A 17,540-nucleotide genomic window follows, 5' to 3' on the forward strand; every position below is an offset into this window, starting at 1 on the left:
CGTCGTGCTGGCGCGGGTCACTCACATGGCGCGGCCACTACCGGGGGCTGGCCCGAGAGCGGGCGACCGTGGGTGCGTGGGCGGTGCGGTCGCCTGACGAGCTGCGTGATGGGCGGCGGTGACGCTTCCCCAGGCGGCCGGCTCGGGCGCTGGTCGCTCGATGCTCGTCTCCACTTCGGCGTGTTCGGGCGGGCTCACGACGGCGGGAGCTGTTGCGTCTTCGGGCGCCTCGACTGCATCCGGTCCCGGCGCCGGCGCCTTGTCGGGGGACATCTGCGCGGCGATGTCAGCGACTCGCTGGCGGGCGGCGGTGAGCTGCTCGTCGTACTTGAAGGGCCGGCTCAGTGCGAGCCGTGCCTGGTCGATGTCAGCGAGGGCTCGGTCTCGTTCGTGCTCGACCCTGGTGATGGCGGCGGGGATCTCTTGGACGAGGTTCTCCAGGCGCCGGACGGTGCCGATGCCTTCCGCCAGGAGCCCGTCCATGTCGACGGTGGTGCCGATGCGGGGGACACCGCGCAGTTGGAACTGGCATCGGCCCTCGCGTCCCATCCAGGGGACGGCGGCGGCAGTGATGACGTGGCCTCCGAGGGAGGCCACCTCGCCGAGCTCGTACCGCTGCCAGCGACCGCGGCTGATGATGTCCACCTCGTGTTCCTTCACCCACGTCCGCAGAGCTGCTGCGGCGTCCGTGCGGGAGTCGTAGTGCTTCCCGAGCAGCTCGACCTGGAAGGCGTCGCCTGTCGTCGACGTCCGAGCCGTCTCAGCTGCGAGCAGCCGAGGCAAGTCCGGCCCGGCGGCATGGACGACGTCCTCGGCGATGGTGATGGTGCGCCGTAGCGCGGCCTCGTTGCGTCCATGTGCCCGCAGGAGCCGCTCGAACTTGGTGAGCTCCGCGTCGGCACTGGCCTTCTCCATGACGAGGGGGTCACCGCTGGCGAGGGCCTTGACCTCGGCGAAGGAGAGGGCGTTGTCGCCCACGTCGTCCATCTCTCGTACGTCGAGGCGCCCGCGCATGACCTGGGCGATGAAGCGGGCCTTCCGCTCCACTGTCTGCCAGGAGTAGGCATCGAAGCTGCCTTCGGTGACCCAGCGGTAGATGCTGATCTCAGGGTTCTGGTTGCCCTGTCGCAGGATGCGCCCGTCGCGCTGCTGCAGGTCAGCCGGTCGCCAGGGGCAGTCCAGGTGATGCAGCGCGACGGCGCGGGCCTGGATGTTCGTGCCGACGCCCATCTTCTGCGTGGAGCCGACGATGACGGCGACCTCGCCGGAACGGCAGGCGGCGAACAGCCGGCCCTTCTCGGAGTCGTTCTTCGCCTCGTGGATGAAGCGGACCTGCTCGGCAGGCATCCCGCGCTTGACGAGCTGCTTGCGCAGCTCGTCGTAGGCGCTCCAGCCGGCGCCGGTCGGTGTGCCCAGGTCGCAGAAGACGATCTGCAGCGCCCCCGGACGCGGTGACAGCTCCCCGCTGCCGTCGCGGTAGAGGGTCTCGCGGTGCTGAGCCCAGATGTCGGCGATGGTGTCTGCGGCGGCACTGAGCTTCGTAGCACCGACGGGCATGGTGGGGTCGACCATCCGCATGTCGAGGGCGGCCTTGCGCCCATCGGTGCTGATCTTCAGCATGTTGTCCACGTCGGGCTCGACGGCCCGGCTGCGCACGAGCTCGGCCCGCCGGCCCAGGTCCTGCACGTAGTCGCGCAGTGCGTCGCTGGGTTCGAGAGCGACCGTGCGGGGCTGGCGCTGCCCGTCGGCGCGGACGGTGAGCTCCGGCGTGGGCAGCTTGAGGTCCTCGGCGGTCTTCACGTCGGCGAAGACGTGCCACATCCTGAGCATCTCTGGGACGTTCTGGAACTTGGCGAAGCGGGTCTGCTGTCGGTAGGAGCCGCCTCCCGTGGGTGCCAGCTCGATCTCGGTGACGGTCTGCCCGAAGGTGGCCGCCCAGGAGTCGAAGGCGTCGACGCCGGCTGCTTCGAGCAGGTCTGGGCGCAGGTAGCGGCACATGACGTGCGCCTCGGTGATGCTGTTGGCGATAGGTGTGGCCGTGGCCGCGGTGACGACCCGGTCGCCATGGGTGCGGCGCAGCAGCTCCAGCTTCATGTGCAGGTCACTGGCTCGCTGGGAGCCTGCGATGGCGGCGTCTCGGATGTTCGAGACGGTCATGAGGTTCTTGTACTCGTGAGCCTCGTCGATGATGAGGTAGTCGATGCCGGTGGCCTCGAAGGTGATGCCGGGATCGTCCGGGGAGTCCAGGCGGGCTTCGAGGCGCTGTTCAGCGGCGGCGACCATCTTCTCCAGCCGCTTCACGGTCAGCCGGTCCCCGCCCTCGGACCGTTCGAGCATGGCGCGGATCTGCGCGGTCTCCTGCTGCATGTAGTCGGCCTCGGCCTGCGGAGAGACGGGCAGGCGCTGGAACGCGGTACGGGTGAGGATGACGGCATCCCAGTCACCGGTGGCGACCCGTGCGACGAACTGGCGGCGCTTGTCGCCGGCCAGGTCCTCGCTGCTGGCAGCGAGGAGCCGCGCCTGCGGGTACGCCTGCAGCCACTCGCGACTGAACTGCTCCAACATGTGATTCGGGATGACGAGGGCGGGCTTGCGGGCCATGCCGAGACGGCGCAGCTCCATCGCGCCCATGACCATCTCCAACGTCTTGCCCGCCCCGACCTCGTGGAAGAGGCCGACTGCGGGCTCGGACAGCATCCGCGCCACGGCGGTGCGCTGGTGGGGACGGGGGGTGAGGGTCATCGACAGCCCCGGCAGGGTCAGCCGCTCCCCTTCGACGGTGTAGTCACGCAGGACGAGGCTGTTGAACGTCCGGTTGTAGTTGTCCACGAGCCGCCGGGCCCGGTCGGGGTCTTCCCAGACCCACTCCGCGAACCGCTCCTGGATCGCCTGTGCCTTCTCCTGCGCGGCGGCGGTGGCGTCGGGGTTGAGGTACCGCTTGCCCTCCACCTCGTCGGTGACCTGGACCGGCCGCTGCTCCAGCGTCGCCTGGATGATGGCGCCGGCGGGCATCCGCTGGGTGCCCCACTCGCTGGTGGCCTTGAGGGAGTGACTGGCCGCGCGGACTCCCCAGATCGCTCCGCCGGGGTGCTCGACGAGGGCGCGAGGATCGTCCAGGAGCTCACGCACGAACTCCTGGTGGTCCTCGGCACTGACCCACACCGCGCCCAGGCGGGCTTCGATGTCATCGGCGCCCAGCGGGGCCGGCAGGACCTCGCGCAGGGCCTCGACGTTGCCCATCCAGCGGGGATCCTGCTCAGCTGCGGCCTCCGCTGCGTCGAGCTTGGTCCGCACGTTGCCGGAGAGGTACTCGGCTCGGGGCACGAGGCGGTTGGTCTCCGGGTCCTCGTAGACGAGGGTGCCCAGTTGCTGCCGCGCCTCGTCCTCGTCCACCCCGAGGAGGCGTGCGACCTCGGCCAGCTCTACCCGGCCGAGGGTGTCCAGCGTGATCGCCAGGGCGTCTTCGGGGGTGTCGGCGCCCAGTCGCGGTGCTCGGGGGACGACGACGCGCTGGGACATGATGGTCGCCGGCGTGGCGCTCTGGCTGGCCTCGTCGAAGTTCTCCAGCGCGAACACCAACGGGGCGAACGGGTCGCGGCGGAAGGTCGCCATCACGCGCGGGGCGACTCGGGCGGTGCGGGGCTCGCCGGTGTCGGGGTCCACGCGGCCGGTGCTGCGCAGGGTGAAGCGGTTGATGGGGCCGTAGCGGGCGACGTAGGCGTCGTAGTCACGACGCAGGCCGCTGCGCAGCCGTTCCAGGTCCTCGCTGTCGTCCAGCGTCTCGGCCTCGGCCGTCAGCAGCGTGCGGGCGGCGTCGCGCAGCCCGAGCAGCGCCCTCAGCTCGGGTGCCTGCGACCGCGGGACCTCCATCGGCTCGTGCACGCCGGTCTGCAAGATGGTGAAGTCCCCGGTGCGGTCGTCGACGTCGATGTGGCCGTCCCAGTGGCCCTCCCCCACCTCAGCCACCCGCGCCGGGGCCTCGCGTGCGACGACCGCGCTGCGTGGCGTCATCTTCAGCTCGTCCCAGGCCACGTCCCGGCTGATGATGCCCAGCGAGTACGCGAGCCGATCGTGGAGCTGCTCCAGGGGCAGCCGGACATGGAGGGTCGCGCTGTTGTGCATCCCGTGCCCCACCTCGAGCTCACCGAGGATGTGCTCCGGGTGCTCCTCGAAGTAGTTGTTGATCCGGACGACCTCGTCGCCGACGCGGCGGGGGGTGACCGTCTCCCACAGCGTGGAACGGGGCTCCACGCCCTCCTCACGGCGACGCAGGATGAGCAGGTCGGTGACGGCTTCGGTGCCGGCGGTGCGCCGGTGCGCCCCCGTCGGCAGGCGGACCGCGCCGACCAGGTCGGCCAGCTCGTTCATCTCCCGACGCGCCGAGGGGTTGCCGGCGTCCAGCGTGTAGCGGCTGGTCAGGACGGCGACCATGCCGCCGGGGCGGACGAGGTGCAGTGACTTCAGGATGAAGTGGTTGTGCAGGCTGTGCCCGCCGCGGTTGTACTGCGGGTCGTGCAGCGTCACGTCGGCGAAGGGCACGTTGCCGATGGCGGCGTCGAAGTGGCCGGCTGGCAGGTGGGTCGCGGCGAAGGACTCCGCCCTCACGTTGGCTTGGGGGTAGAGCGCAGCCGCGATGGCGGCCGAGGAGGGGTCCAGCTCCACGCCGGTCAGCTCCGCCATCTCCGGCGCGAGGCCGAGGAAGGTCCCGGAGCCGCATCCGGGCTCCAGTACGCGGCCCTCCTCGAAGCCGAGGTTCTTCAGGGCCGTCCACATCAGCTTGACGATGGCCGGGTCGGTGAAGTGGGCGTTGATCGTGGTGCGCCGGGCGGCGGTGTAGCCGTCCTCCCCCACGAGCTCGCGCAGCTCGGCGCGGGCCGCTGCCCACTCGGGGCGGTCTTCGTCGAAGACGGCGGGCACCGCGCCCCACGACGACCAGCGCGAGAGGATCTGCTGCTCCTCCGCGCTGGCCGGCCGCTGCTCGTCTCGCATCTGCCGCACCACGCGCAGGGCTGCGAGGTTGGCTTCGACTCGCGACTTCGTGCCCGAAGGAGCAAGCGGCTCCGTGCCGGGACGGAAGGTCAGGACGTCAGCGGCTCCTCTTGGCTCGCCTCCCAGATCGCGCGGTGGAATGCGTCCACCCGATTCGGCGGGGCCTCCTCCGTCTCCGATTCGGAGGTCTCGTTCGGGCCGCTCTCCCACACCAGATCCGTCAGGACCTGCTCCTCCGCTTGCTGCCGGGCTGCGTTCAGCCGACCCACCTTCTGCAGGTAGTCCTCCCCCGCCGGGTCGGCTCCGGCCAGGGTCGGGGTTAGCTCCACCACCTGGTCCTCGATCTGCTGCCCCAAGGTCGAAAAGAAGTCCGTCGGCGACTCGATCTTCGCCAGTTCCTGCGGTCGGAACTTCGTCCAGTGCTCGTGTGCGATTCGCCCGTACTTGTTCATCGCGTACCTCCTCCGGTTCGGCCCAGAGCGACTCCAGGCTCATCTGTCCGTCGATGCCGTGCTGCTGGCGCTGCCGCCGCCTGGGGGCCATGGAGGGCTCCTGCCGATCGCGGGTATTTTCGCGCGACCGTACCTGAGATAAGCAGAATAAGGACGCCCCTCCGTTGTCCCCATCTCATACAGAATGGACAAATCATCAAAAGACACTTACGGACGGCACTAACTTGGAAGAACACCACTGCCCACGGGCGGTGATTCCGTGGAATCACCGCCGGGTCGTCAGCGTCCTCGCGGAAGGGGTCGGTCGGTGACCGGCCAGGGCTCGCCGTTGTTGTAGAGCTGCTCCAGGTGGGCGGCGTAGCGCTCCATCGCCTCCTCCGTGAAGGCCGCCAGGCTGTAGTCGGCGCCGGTCGCCCGCCGGACGCCCCGCACGGCGGCGCGGGCGCGGTCCTGGACGTCGCCTCGGACCTGGGTGCCGAACTGGCGGCGGCGTTCCGGGGAGGGATCCTCAGTCACGGCAGCACCCCGGCTGCTGTGAGGTGCTTGAGCACGCTTCGGTAGTCCTCGGTGACTCCTTCCAGGGGTGCGTGGATGCTGAGGGGGACGCTGCGGGCGTATGCCTCGATCACGCGCACGCTGCGCCGCACCGTGGGGGTGACCAGGTCTCCCCACTCGGACCGGATGAGGTCGACGGCCTCGCCGTAGGCGGCACCGGCGGACGCCGCCGGCACGATGCAGGGCACGACGGCGGACAGGCTCAGGGTGGGGTTGTAGGCGTCGCGGACCTCCTCCACGGTGGCTTCCATCCGCGGGAGCCCAACGATCTCCTTGATGGTCGGTTGGGCGACGGTGACGGCGGCAGTGGAGGCGACCAGTGCCGCGATGGTCAGGATGCTCACGGCACCTGGGCAGTCGATGAGGACGACGTCGTACGAGGGGCCCTGGTTCAGTGCCAGGCGCAGGCGCTGTTCGCCGCCGGTGACGTGGGAGAGGTCCACGGCATCAGCGTCGAGGCGTCCACTGGAGGGGACGAGGTGCAGTCCGGGCACTGCGGTCTCGGCGATGGCGTCGGCAAGGTCGGCGCGACGGAGGAGGACGTCGCCGAGGGTGACCTTGGGGTCGTTGAGGCCCAAGGCGCTGGTGGCGTTGGCCTGGGGGTCGGCGTCCATGACGAGGACGCGGTGCCCGGCTTCGGCGAGCAGGGCGGCCAGGGTGACGACGGTCGTGGTCTTGCCTGCGCTTCCGGCGGCGTTGGCGATCGTCACGATCTTCATGCCTGCTCCTCGGTCTCGTTCCTGGCGTCAGAGGTGTCGCCGTCCTCGCCGAACAGCGGGACGTCGTGTTCGGTCAGTGGCGAGGACTGGGAGTTCTCCCCGGCGCCGGCGCTGCCTGCGGCGGCCGTCGCTGCGGCGAGGCGCTTCTGCTCCCAGGGTGTCGGCGCGTAGCCGACCCGCTGGATGAGGCGCTGGAGGTGGGCGGCCTCGCGCTGCCCCCAGCCTCCCCACTCCCCCGCGGCGTGACTCTCGTCCGAGGCGACGGCCATGGCCCAGGCGACCCATGCCTGCTCGGCGGGATCGGTGATGCTCCGGTGCCAGGCGTAGACGTCGATGGTCTGCGTGGAGTCCTCACCTGCCGAGGCGGCGCCGACCCGCTCTCCGAGCCACTTGTGCGCCCGCTTCATGGCGTCGGCCGTTCCCACGTGGCCGTGGAAGACGGTGACGGCCAAGTCGGCGGCGAGTTGCTTGGTGCTGGGTCGGGTCTGCACCAGGCGGGCGCATGCCTCAAGTCGCGCCTTGTTCGCTTGGCGCCGCGCCTGCTCGTCCTCGGCTCTGCGGTCCCCTGGTCGGCTGCTCGACTCTCGCACGGGCTCGGTGGAGTAGAAGGTCAGCCCGTGCGAGGTCGGCGTGGCGACGAGGGTGCCGGCTTCGCGGGCGGCTTCGATGTCCTTCTCGGCATAGCAGCGGTGGTCGGTGGCCTTGCTGCCCCAAGTGTTGAAGGGCGCCTCCACGACGGGGATGCCTGCGGCTTCGGCCTCCTGCTTGGCCTTCTCCTCCGCATCCTTGGCCTCAACCTCGCGCATCACGGCGGTGACCGCGGAGGCGACGGGCCACTGGCGCTGCTGGGCGAGCTCCCAGACCTCCAGGCGGTGTTCCTCTGGCGCCTGCGCGAGGGCCAGCGCCTCCTTCAGGTCGACCTTGTCCTCTCCGAGGGCATCCTGCACGGGTTGGGGCAGGGTGAGCAGCGTGAGCCGCTTGGAGACGTGGGACTGGCTCACACCGGTCCGGCGGGCCACCTCCCGCTGGCTGAGGCCGAGGTCGACGAGGGTGGCGAAGGCGCGGGCCTCCTCCATCGGGGCCAGGTCGCGACGGTGGTAGTTCTCCACCACGAACGTGATCGCGCTGGACTCGCGCCCTGCCAGGTCCGGGCGGATGACGGCGGGGATCTCTTCCTTGCCAGCTTCGAGCGACGCGGCCCGGCGGCGGTGCCCGGCGATGACGACCCAGGATCGGCCGGCGACGGCTTCACGGTGCTGCGGGTGCTCCTGGAGGAACGCCTCGGCGGGCACGAGGATGATCGCCTGGAGGACGCCGAAGTCGCGGATCGAGTCCGCGAGCTCCGCGAGGTCACCGAGGTCGTCGCGGGGGTTGTCCGGGTGCTCGGCGATGTCGTCGAGTCGGACGACCTGAGCCCCTCCCCCGCCCTGGGCGACCCCGTTGCGTCGCAGCGCCGCGACGATGCCGTCCTGCGGCACGCGAGGTGCCGGGGTGGTCCCATCCTCCCCGGTGGCCTTCGTGTCCACCTTGCGTCGCGCTGCGGCCTGCACTGCCGCCCCGTTTCCGAGGCCCGTCTTCGATGCCATGGCTCTACCTCCTCACATAAGCATTACTTATATTGCTAGGACTGTCTAGTCCTGCTGTGCGATTCCGTGGAATCACTTACGACGCTGGCTGCGAACGGAGGGCGTGCTCATGGCCCTGTTCCCGCCTGCTCTGCGAGGAACTGCTGGATGAGGACGGGAAGGCACCCGCAGTCGTCGTTCTCGTCGTGGTGGTAGCCGATGCAGCGGTCGTCGGCGCAGCCGCAGGCGTCGCCGTGCCACTCGGAAGGGTCCGCGAAGAAGTGCCGCGCCCAGGCGGTCTTGGTGATGCCTGCCTCGCGTAGAGCTCGGCTTGCTTCCCGATTGAGGTTGCTCATCGTCGTCGCGCTCAGCCGGCCATCACGATGCGGCACCAGTCGTCCAGGAGCTGCTGGCCGTTGTCGTCGAAGCTGCGGAAGTCCAGGACGCGGAACGGCACGCGGACGGTGGAGAAGGCGGCAAGGAGGCGCAACCTGCCCCGTTCGCTCCCGGACATGGTGCCGATGGACTCCACGGCGTCGGCGACGTCAGCATCCAGGGCGGGGCCCGCGGCCTGCCACCGCTCGTAGGACGCATCGTCGCGGGGCGCTGGCCTCCGCTTCTCGTACTGCTCCCAGGCAGCGGCGTGCACCTCGTGGGCGGCGAGCCCATGGGCCAAGGCGTCGAGGTTGATGTGCGGATCGCCCTCCTCGTCGGTGTCGACGACGCCGGGCACGCGGGCGGCCAGGTGAGCGAGCTGCGGGTGCTGCGACAGCAGCCACACCGCCTGGCCGTAGAGGTGGTCACGGGGTGGATCGACGTAGGGGCTCGTCCAGGTCGTCGTCGGCATCAGTGGTCCTCTCGGGCGCAGCAGGCTTGTCGAACAGATCGGTCAGTGCGCGATGGTGGCGCGAGACTCGGACAGCGCGGCGTTCAGCGCTGGAGGGGTCGGCCGGTGGGCAGCTCCCCTGGCTCCATGGCGGGGAACGGCTCACCGCCGTTGTACTGGCGCTCAAGCGCCTCGCACTTCTCCATCACGGCGGCGGCGATGAAGTCGGAGAAGGACCGGTAGCCGGTCGCCAGGCGCGTGTACTCGTAGCAACCGCGGGCGCGGTCCGTCTCGGAGGGCGTCTGGTAGTAGCCGACGCGCTTCTTCTCCTCGACCGCACTGCCACCCGGCTGCGCGGTCTCCTTGCGGGGCCTGCCGCGCCTGCGCGGGGCTTCCGCCGGCGGAGTGTCGGCCGCATCGGCGTCACTGCCAGCGGTGGCAGGCGCCAGCCCTTCACCGTCCGTCTCGCGTTGACTGGGCATGGCGTGCTCCCGGAGGTGGTGAGGGTGGCCTAGGCGGACTAGCGGCTTGCGCGGCATCCCCGCCGGGCACTTCTAACAGAAGTGTTTAACCTAACGTTTCTCGCGGGGCCCGCGTGGCAGGTGACGCGGAGTGTCGTCAGAGCTGGAGTCGGAAGAGGCGTCGCGTGTTCGCCGTCCGGAGCTCGGAGGTGAAGTCGGCGCCCGGTCCGGCGGCGTCCTGACCGGTCTCCTCGTCCTCTTCGAGCTCACCGTCCACGCGGTAACGGCCTACGGCCGCCACCGCTGCGGTGGCGGTCGCAGCACTTGGTGCGATCACCACGACGTCGTAGCAGGCGGCCAAGAGATCCAGGTCGAGCAGTGGGTGCAGCGACTCCTGAGTCATGACACTTCCATTCTTGATGTTCGTAACGATTCCAACACTAGTGTTAGTAACGATCTATAGCTACCGTCTCGCCACTCCGTTCTCCCGCGTGTCGTCGAGGCAGTCCAAGCAGTACCGCTCGGGTAGCGGCAGGCAGTAGCCAGCATCGCGGTTGCAGCTCCGGCAAGTTCGTCGGGCGACCATGGCTCGCTCCAGGGCCTGCAACTGCGCTGGCGTCGCGGTTCGCTTGGGCTTGGCGTCGGCGACTCGGTACAGCTGCGCCCAGCGCCGACCGCGGCGCCAGCGCACTTCTGCGCAGGGCTCCTGTCCTCCGGGGCGCAGACCGGCGGCGGTGAGCTGGCGTCGTGTGGCGAGCCCGTCGAGGGCACAGCCCCAACGGAAGCTGACCCACTGTCCGGCCGTCAGCCTTGCCGCCGCGCCGACCGAAGCGACGGCACCGAACGTGGGCACCCTGACTACCTGGAACGTCATGCCCTTCTCCTTCCTCGGTGGGGGCGGATGACCGCCCCCACCGACATGTACGTTAGTAACGTTAGTGTTGCGATGGCGGCTTGGGTGCGAAGGGGTCGCCACGGTCGGGGTGCTGTTCGCTCCAGGCGTACCAGTCGAGCCCAGCGGCGACGTAGCCGTCGCCGTAGGTCGCCACGGGGATCAGGCGAGCGGAGGCTGGCGCGTGCTCCGCGAACTGCTCGCTGGAGTCCCACCCCCATGCCTCGTGCTCGTCGGCGGTCGGCTTCCAGCCGCACGAGCAGACGATCATGCTCCGGGCGTACGGGTAGGTGGCTGGCGTGAGTACCGCCAGGGGGCGGTGCTCGCTCGTGGCCAGCCGCACCCGGAGGGCGTTCACCTCGGCGGCATGGGCCGCCTTGTCGAGGGCCACGACCTCAGGACCCCTTCAGCAGGGCCAGCAGCCACGGGGCGTGGTCCTCGTGCTCCAGGCCCAACGCGAGCGACAGCATTTCGGCGACGCCGCGCTGGTACTCCGGGCTGTCCGGCGCCCCCTGGATGAGGCCACGCGCGAGCGTGACCGCCGCCAGGTTCTCCTCGGCGGCGTCGCGCATCACTTCCCCACCTCGGCAGCCAGGGGAGCCGGCGAGTCGAGGTCGACGCGCTCGATGCAGACGTCGGCCGTGGGCACGCCTTCGCGGATCGCAACGACAGCCTGGGCGTCTTGCGGGGTGACCGTGGAGTCGCCGGGGATGGCGCCGGAGATGACGACCTTCCGGTAGCCGATCCACGCCGTGATCCTCACGGGCACGAGAGGGGTGGTGCGGGTGCCGACGGTTGCGATCATGGTTTCCTCCACCTGGGGCTTTGCCGGATCGTTCCTAACGTCTCTAATGTTAGTGTTAAAATCCTTTGGGCGCAAGCTGGGCGGACCTCTTTCTGGCCGTTCGCGACGCCACGTACCGGCGCTGCAGCCGGGGGCGGCATGGCGCCAACACGGGCACCCCCTCCCTCCAGGCCAGCTTGTGAAGGCGGGGACGGCAGGTGGGTGCCGTGCGTTCCGGCGAGCTCGAGCGGGAAGCAGCGCAGCAGCTCGCGGCCGGGGGAGGCGCGCACCTTGTCCGCTGCGCTGGTGGACGCACGAGCCTGCCGGCGGTGAGGTCCTGTGGGCCTGGGTGCGGGGCGGGCTTCCTATCGCGGCAGCGGCACCACCCGGGGCCCCTGGTCACCGTGCGACCCGCTGCAGGTGATTCCACGGAATCACCTCGCCCGAGCTCCTAGGGACCAGAGGCGAGGTGGGCTCCCTGGCTCAGCAGCAGCACCACCCGGGGCCCCGGGTCGCCGTGCGACCCGCTGCAGGTGATTCCGCGGAATCGCCTTGCCCGAGCTCACGGGGTCAGCAGGCTGTCGACGGTGACGCCAGGCCAGAGGTCGAGGACTGTCTGCTGGTCTCCGATCGAGCTTGAGGCGCCCGACACTCGCATCTCGCACCTTGCGGTGCCCGGAGCGTCTGGGCGGATTGGGTCGGGAAGCTGGTAGCGGCGTCGATGCAGCGCCCAGGATCGGGCGAGCTGCACTCTCTCGTGATGGGGACGCACGTGGAAGCCCACGGCCCGGTGGAAGGAGCGAGCCTCGACGTCCTCGGGGGAGAGGCTGACTCGCCATGCTTCGTGTCGGTCACGTTCGACCTCGCCGGCCAGGCGGCGGGTTCGTGCCCAGGTCGCGACACGGGCGGCCTGTTCCTCGGGCGGGAGCCGATCGAAGGCGGTCGCTCGGTGCTGGGCACGCTCTTGCTGGTCGCTGGGATCGAGACCGTTCCACCACGCTCGCTGTGCGGCACGGGACGCCTTGGCTGCTCGGGCCTGGGCCGCCCGACGCTGCTCCTGCCACCGAGCCCGCCGCGCTTCGAGGTCCACCACCGCACGGAACTCCGCTCGTTCCAACGCGACCCGCTCGCGCACCTGGGCGTCGAGCTCATGCCCGAGGGCATCGAGGCTGCTTGCTGCCGCAGCGGTCGCTCGCCAGCGACCGTGCTCATCAACGGCTGCAAGACCGTGCTCGCCCAGGGTTCGTAGATGCCTCCGAGCCGTGCGGATCTGCTGTGCGCTGGGGCAGGTCTGTCCGGGCTCAAGGAGCCCAGCCTGACGCGCCAGGTCTTCCTCCGTCGCTCCCAGGGAGTCCCTGTCCCGGGGGAGCTCGCTGAGGACGTGGACGGCGGGCAGCCCGAGTGCCCTGCGGAGGGGAGGGGGGAGCTGGGGAGGATCAGAGGGGGTGGGGCCGCTGAGGGGGGGTCTAACCCAGGTGGGCCAATGAGCAACAGGGCTGTCCTGCGCGGCCTCTGGCATCGGTGGAAGCGGGTCCGGCAGTCGGAGGGTGTGGCTCGTCGACGTCGTGCCCGGCGCGTAGGTGGCGTCGACTGCCAGGAGCCCGCTGGCCTGTAGGCGCTTCAGGGAAGCGCGGACGGTGGTGCGGCTGGCGACGGCGCAGTCGAGGAGCAGATCGCGCTGGGGGATGCCGGCGGCCGTGGCCTGAAGGCGGTCCATCCGGGAGAGGACGACGGTGAAGACCTCTCGGTCGACGTGGCGGGTGCGAGCCGGCCACGTCAGCCACAGGGCGGCCAGGAGCTTCCGGGCCTGCTGGGTCTGGGGGAGGGGGGCCACGGTCCTCTCGACCTGGCCTCGCCGGGTTGAGAGCCAGGCGTCTGCGCCCTGCACGGCACGGTTCCAGACGTAGGCCGTCCACCACGTCAGCCCTTGGGCCTTGGCCTTGGTGAAGGCTGTTCGCGCGGACCGCTCGATCGCGGTCCAGGCTTCGGCGTGGCTGTGGCCGGTGATAACGAGCTGGGTGGTGGCCTCCACCTCGATCTGAGAGCGGGTGGAAGGGTCGCGGTCGATGCCACCCGCAGCGGCGGCCCGGCGCCCCTCGCGGAGGTAGGCCGCCCAAGGCGCCGGCAGGGGGCGCCGCTGACGGGCTAGCGGCGTGAGCGGCGCTGCGGTGCGTCCCGGTACTCGGCGGCGGGCGGGCGACTCGTCGCGGGCGCGTCCCTGCCCGGTCCGCGACTCCCGCAGAGCCACTAGCTCCCGACTGCGGCGCAGCTCGCGCAGGGCATCGGCGAGGACCTCTGCCGGCAGAAGGTCGGCTGCTGTGGTGCGCCGGCGGCGGTGCGGGGCGCTCAGGGGGCGGAGGGCCTCGCGAACGTCGAGGGCCTTGGCGGTCAGGTGGAGCTCGTGTCGGACCTCGCACACGAAGTCCAGGAGGGCGTCATGGAAGACACCGGAGAGGACGTAGACGTGCCAGTGGCCTCGACCACCACCGGAGGGACGCAACAGGTGGAACAAGCCGCGGGCGCGGCACCAGTCGCGCAGCGATTCGGCCGCTACGTCGCCCAGGTCGCCATCGGCGTCGATGTCGATGCCGACGACGTCGTCGCGTAGTCGCCCGACGACACTCGCCACTCGGTTCCCGACAAGGGCGAGGCCCTGCGCCAGGGTTCCGGGCGTCGCTCCCGGCACCCGCCTGTTGCGCGAGTCGATGCAGAACCAGGTAGTAGGAGCGAACAGCAGCTCATCGAGGGCCTGCGCCGCAGCCGCTGCGGTGCTCGTCTCGTCCTGGGGCGCGTTGGCGCAGCGCGAACCGGCGACACCAGGTCGCATGGGTGGTCGCGCGTCGGACGGTTGAGTTACGCTGATGACGCCTCCTCAGCAGGGGGGCATGACAAGGGCAGGCGCCGCGCAAGCGGGCCTGTGACTAGCGGGCCGGGCAGGTTGGTCGCCGGAGCCGGACCGCGGGACTCGTGGAGAGCCTCACCGCTGGCAGGCGGTGGGGCTCCTCCCCGTTTTTAGGCGCTCTTCAGCGGCTGCTCCTCAGTGGTCTTGTGCAGCTCGTTCCACCACACCGGACGGCCGTGCTCGTCCAAGGGCGTGTGGCGGAGGATGGCTTCGAGGACGACCCACTTGTGCACGCCGCACGCCTCGGCCGCGTCGTCGAGGACGGCCTTGGCCTCGGGGGCGACGTGGGCGAAGAGAGGGACAGCGCCCCCCGCCGCGCCTCGGGGACGACGGTGCTTCATGGTCATCTGGACACCGTAGTGATTTCGATATCGCTGCGGCAGCTCTGAGGGCGGCGTGTCGCAGCTGTGAGTGCTGCTGTCTGCTGTGGCTGCCACGTCCCCGACTGTACTACTAGGGACAAGAAGGGGCGTTCCTGGCAGGAACGCCCCTTCTTGTATGCGGTGATCCGTCAGGCGTCGATGAGCTCGGCGGCCAGGCGGTCGGCTTGCTTCCTCAACCGGAAGAGGCTGACGAGCTCGCGTGGTTCGTTCGGGATGGGCAGCGGGGGCTGGGCCTGGGGCTCGCAGCGCTGTCCGGTCAGACGGGCTTGGCGCCCGAGGCTGACGATGGTGACCGCCGCGAGGCGCTGCGTTTCGGGGGCATCGAGCGGCTTGCCCGTGCTCTGCGCGGCTTGCAGGAGTGCGCGGTCACGGAGCTGCGCGGGCACGTAGCTGGCCATGCGCTGCGCGGCTTCCTGAACCTCGATCAGGCGCCGCACCACACGAGTGCGAGCCTCGGCGACCGGGGGGCGGAGGACGCCGGCTGGCTCGACGGAGGTCGTCCAGCGCCAGGCGGCGGCCATGCGGCGGTGCAGCCACCGTTCGGGAAGGTCGGCCCAGACTGCTGCGGCAGCCGCCACAGCCAGCAGGCCGATCAATCCGGGGTAGGTCTGCAGCGGGACGTTGTGCACGACGAAGAAGGAGTCGGGCCGATTGAGCGCGAAGGCGGAGATGGCTGTGACGTGAGCCAGCAGGTAGCTGAAGATCATGGAGCTGGCGAGGATGACGAAGCCCAGAGCGATCTTGGTCCGCACGGGAGTCTCATGGCGTAGGTGCCCCCAGATGCCGCGCCCGCAACGGAGTGCGGTGAGGCCCACGTTGAAGCCGTGAACGAGGCAGAAGGCGACCCAGAACGTCAGCGCCGCCGGCTGGAGGGACGCAGGGTCCAGGTTGAGAATGCCCGCCCCGTTGGGGGTGGCGATGAAGGCCAGCGTCATGACCAGGACGGCGAGCAGCACGAGCGTGGTGACGAGGCGGTCGAGCTGCCTGTGGTACTTGCTCCGCGTGACCTCGTGGATGCCGATGACGGCCTGGCGACTCATGTAGAGCCCCGCGACGTCGCGGAGCAGCACCTGCAGACCAGGAACGCCACTGGCCCCGTCGATGAGCACACCACCCACTGGCAGCTTCAAGGTCATCATGATGACCGCGGCGAGCATGACCTTGTACCAACGCCCGCCGGCGGCCTTCCGAAGACCCGGCCACTTGATGAGGATCATGAACCACAGGACGAGGACACCGGGGAGGGCCGCCCAGGGAGCGACGGCCAGGGCCAGCTCACCCATCGGCGCGGAAGAACGCGGAGATGGGGTCGACCTTGTACCCGCCGCCACGGCCGGTCGCTCGCGCTGCGGCCAGCGTCGCCAGCCGTTCGGCGCGTGACTCCCTCACCGGGTCGAGGACGAGACGAGGGCTTCCCTGACCGTCGGGGGGGAGCTCGTAGGTGCGTGCTGCGCCGAGCAGGAGCAACTCAGACACCTTCCCGTTCTCGTCGTAGGGAGACGGCACCCGTAGGGGCTCGTGGGGGACCGGAGCCGGCCCAGTGCCACGGCGCACGTCTCCAAAGAAGACGTGGGCACCCTCGTGTCCGAGGACGACGGCGTCGAGCGTGGGGATGCTGCGGTTCCACATGATCCCGAAGCCGTCGTACAGCGGCACCGTGAAGGCGGAGGTGTGGTCGCCGACCTGCCTGAGCGCCTCCTGCCACTCCTCGTCCATGTCCAGGAGGTAGATGGGCGCGGCCACCAGCGACGAGACGGTACCCAGGAACTCATCGACCTTGAAGGGCTCGCTGAGGTCCATGCGGTCGAGCAGGTCGGCGCAGTCCCTCTCCATCTGGGCGGCAGCCTGAGGAGTCACCTCCCCGGCCGAGTGGGCTCTGCGTCGTGCGAGGAGCGACTGAATCTTGGCTTTCACCCCGAGTGTCACCTCAAGTCGACGTGGCGGTCACTGATCTTCGCCATGATGCCCTACGGCTCAGACGGACTCGACCCCGCCGACACGGTGGGTGATACGTCAACCCCGAGGCGTCGCGTCGTCCTCGTCGGCCTCAGGGGGGAGGGGGCGAGGCTGAATGCGCTTCAAGCCCGCCGGCGGCTGCTCAATGCCGTGCAGTCGCTCAATAAGGATCTTAATGGTTTCTTGTGCTTCGGGACTAAGCTCAGATGAACGTAGGGCAATATCCGCAACGGCGGTGTTCTCCATGGCTCGGCGCAATGCCTCGTCCATGTGCATTTCTCGGGGGGCTACAGTGGTGAAGAAGTAGCCGATGCCGACCCCGAAAGCGCGAGCCAGGGCCGCTAACTTGGGCAGACTCGGGTTATCTCTGGCGCCGCGTCGCAGATGCCAGATGTAAGCCGAGGAGACGGCTTCACCGTTGGCTGCGGTTATGTCGGCGATTTCTTCGGTGGAGTAAGGCCCTCGCCCCTCGGGGTGGCGTTCCTTGAACAGGGCGTTGAGACGGTCAGCAAGCGTGACCGTGAAGTCTCCGCCGTCACGCCCGAGCTCCACAAATCCCCCAGCCGTTTTCGTCGCCCATTCCGATCCTGATTTCCCGGCCCGGTAGCAGGCGAGGCTGCTACCCGAAGGTAGCAGCCTCGCCGGATGGTTGAAGAGGTCACCACCCGACTGCCGGAACGCGAGACCTCCCAGCCTAGGGGCAGCAGGTCACGCTTGGATCAAGCCGGGGGGGCTGAGCTGGAGGGGGCCTCCTCAGCCTCCTGTCGTGATGCCGCAAGAACCTGCGCCAGGGCCTGAGGGTCGATCCCCAGTGCCTTGGCCGCCTGGGATAGCACGGCGTCAGGTACGCCTGCGGCCGTAGCCATGTCGCTTGGTGCGGGTTCGTCGCCAGGGGGTGACTGAGGGTCTTCTGCTCCGATGCCTCGCCCTGCGTCGTAGTAGTAGGTCGAGCGGTCGCCGTAGTGCGGGGGCCGCTTGCTGCCGCCTCCCCGAGATTCCGTGGAATCACGTGCCGGGGGAGTTGGGGCTGGGACAGCATCGACCGCTGCGGGGCGG

General features: G+C 69.7%; 19 protein-coding genes. 2 read left to right on the forward strand and 17 right to left on the reverse strand.

The window, feature by feature from the left end:
• Positions 1-21 precede the first annotated feature (21 nt).
• From ACYQBY_RS17465 to ACYQBY_RS17525, 13 genes are all read right to left on the reverse strand, one after another.
• The gene (locus tag ACYQBY_RS17465) at positions 22-4,989 is read right to left on the reverse strand and encodes a helicase-related protein (RefSeq protein WP_459645160.1); all 4,968 of its coding nucleotides are present in this window, start codon (positions 4,987-4,989) and stop codon (positions 22-24) included.
• An 89-nt stretch (positions 4,990-5,078) separates the two neighbouring features.
• Positions 5,079-5,441, reverse strand: coding sequence for a TnpV protein (locus ACYQBY_RS17470; RefSeq protein WP_459645161.1), 363 nt, complete (start codon positions 5,439-5,441; stop codon positions 5,079-5,081).
• Between the two features lie 279 nt (positions 5,442-5,720).
• Positions 5,721-5,957, reverse strand: coding sequence for a hypothetical protein (locus ACYQBY_RS17475; protein ID WP_459645162.1), 237 nt, complete (start codon positions 5,955-5,957; stop codon positions 5,721-5,723).
• Positions 5,954-6,715 (reverse strand): ParA family protein, encoded by a 762-nt coding sequence (locus ACYQBY_RS17480; RefSeq protein WP_459645163.1) that lies wholly within the window; start codon positions 6,713-6,715, stop codon positions 5,954-5,956. Before ACYQBY_RS17480 ends, ACYQBY_RS17475 begins: the two co-directional genes overlap by 4 nt.
• Positions 6,712-8,301: a ParB/RepB/Spo0J family partition protein gene (locus tag ACYQBY_RS17485; protein WP_459645164.1), complete on the reverse strand. Its 1,590-nt coding sequence runs from the start codon at positions 8,299-8,301 to the stop codon at positions 6,712-6,714. The genes ACYQBY_RS17480 and ACYQBY_RS17485 overlap by 4 nt, the downstream gene beginning before the upstream one ends.
• A 107-nt stretch (positions 8,302-8,408) precedes the next feature.
• Positions 8,409-8,636 carry a hypothetical protein gene (locus tag ACYQBY_RS17490; RefSeq protein WP_459645165.1) on the reverse strand — a complete coding sequence of 76 codons (228 nt, stop codon included), beginning with the start codon at positions 8,634-8,636 and terminating at the stop codon, positions 8,409-8,411.
• Between the two features lie 11 nt (positions 8,637-8,647).
• Complete coding sequence (locus ACYQBY_RS17495) at positions 8,648-9,127, reverse strand: hypothetical protein (RefSeq protein ID WP_459645166.1); 480 nt, start codon at positions 9,125-9,127, stop codon at positions 8,648-8,650.
• An 83-nt stretch (positions 9,128-9,210) separates the two neighbouring features.
• Positions 9,211-9,588, reverse strand: coding sequence for a ParB family protein (locus ACYQBY_RS17500; RefSeq protein WP_459645167.1), 378 nt, complete (start codon positions 9,586-9,588; stop codon positions 9,211-9,213).
• 136 nt (positions 9,589-9,724) lie between these two features.
• Positions 9,725-9,970, reverse strand: coding sequence for a hypothetical protein (locus tag ACYQBY_RS17505; RefSeq protein ID WP_459645168.1), 246 nt, complete (start codon positions 9,968-9,970; stop codon positions 9,725-9,727).
• Positions 9,971-10,030: 60 nt separating this feature from the next.
• Complete coding sequence (locus ACYQBY_RS17510) at positions 10,031-10,441, reverse strand: RRQRL motif-containing zinc-binding protein (protein ID WP_459645169.1); 411 nt, start codon at positions 10,439-10,441, stop codon at positions 10,031-10,033.
• A 61-nt stretch (positions 10,442-10,502) separates the two neighbouring features.
• Positions 10,503-10,850, reverse strand: coding sequence for a hypothetical protein (locus ACYQBY_RS17515; protein WP_459645170.1), 348 nt, complete (start codon positions 10,848-10,850; stop codon positions 10,503-10,505).
• A 4-nt stretch (positions 10,851-10,854) separates the two neighbouring features.
• The gene (locus ACYQBY_RS17520; protein ID WP_459645171.1) at positions 10,855-11,034 is read right to left on the reverse strand and encodes a hypothetical protein; all 180 of its coding nucleotides are present in this window, start codon (positions 11,032-11,034) and stop codon (positions 10,855-10,857) included.
• Positions 11,031-11,264 (reverse strand): hypothetical protein, encoded by a 234-nt coding sequence (locus ACYQBY_RS17525; RefSeq protein ID WP_459645172.1) that lies wholly within the window; start codon positions 11,262-11,264, stop codon positions 11,031-11,033. The genes ACYQBY_RS17520 and ACYQBY_RS17525 overlap by 4 nt, the downstream gene beginning before the upstream one ends.
• Positions 11,265-12,003: 739 nt before the next feature.
• Here ACYQBY_RS17525 and ACYQBY_RS17530 point away from each other — a divergent pair.
• Together ACYQBY_RS17530 and ACYQBY_RS17535 are read left to right on the forward strand one after the other, a co-directional pair.
• Positions 12,004-12,492, forward strand: a complete 489-nt coding sequence (locus ACYQBY_RS17530) for a hypothetical protein (protein WP_459645173.1) — start codon at positions 12,004-12,006, stop codon at positions 12,490-12,492.
• Between the two features lie 1,152 nt (positions 12,493-13,644).
• The gene (locus ACYQBY_RS17535; RefSeq protein ID WP_459645174.1) at positions 13,645-13,851 is read left to right on the forward strand and encodes a hypothetical protein; all 207 of its coding nucleotides are present in this window, start codon (positions 13,645-13,647) and stop codon (positions 13,849-13,851) included.
• A gap of 404 nt (positions 13,852-14,255) precedes the next feature.
• Here ACYQBY_RS17535 and ACYQBY_RS17540 read toward each other — a convergent pair whose 3' ends face one another.
• From ACYQBY_RS17540 to ACYQBY_RS17555, 4 genes are all read right to left on the reverse strand, one after another.
• A complete protein-coding gene (locus ACYQBY_RS17540) occupies positions 14,256-14,492 on the reverse strand; it encodes a hypothetical protein (protein ID WP_459645175.1) in 237 nt (78 codons plus the stop codon).
• A gap of 164 nt (positions 14,493-14,656) precedes the next feature.
• Positions 14,657-15,745 (reverse strand): hypothetical protein, encoded by a 1,089-nt coding sequence (locus tag ACYQBY_RS17545; protein WP_459645176.1) that lies wholly within the window; start codon positions 15,743-15,745, stop codon positions 14,657-14,659.
• 58 nt (positions 15,746-15,803) lie between these two features.
• Complete coding sequence (locus tag ACYQBY_RS17550) at positions 15,804-16,442, reverse strand: hypothetical protein (protein ID WP_459645177.1); 639 nt, start codon at positions 16,440-16,442, stop codon at positions 15,804-15,806.
• Between the two features lie 99 nt (positions 16,443-16,541).
• Positions 16,542-17,036 carry a helix-turn-helix domain-containing protein gene (locus tag ACYQBY_RS17555; protein ID WP_459645178.1) on the reverse strand — a complete coding sequence of 165 codons (495 nt, stop codon included), beginning with the start codon at positions 17,034-17,036 and terminating at the stop codon, positions 16,542-16,544.
• Positions 17,037-17,540 lie beyond the last annotated feature (504 nt).

This window comes from Kineococcus anabasis (assembly GCF_054590795.1).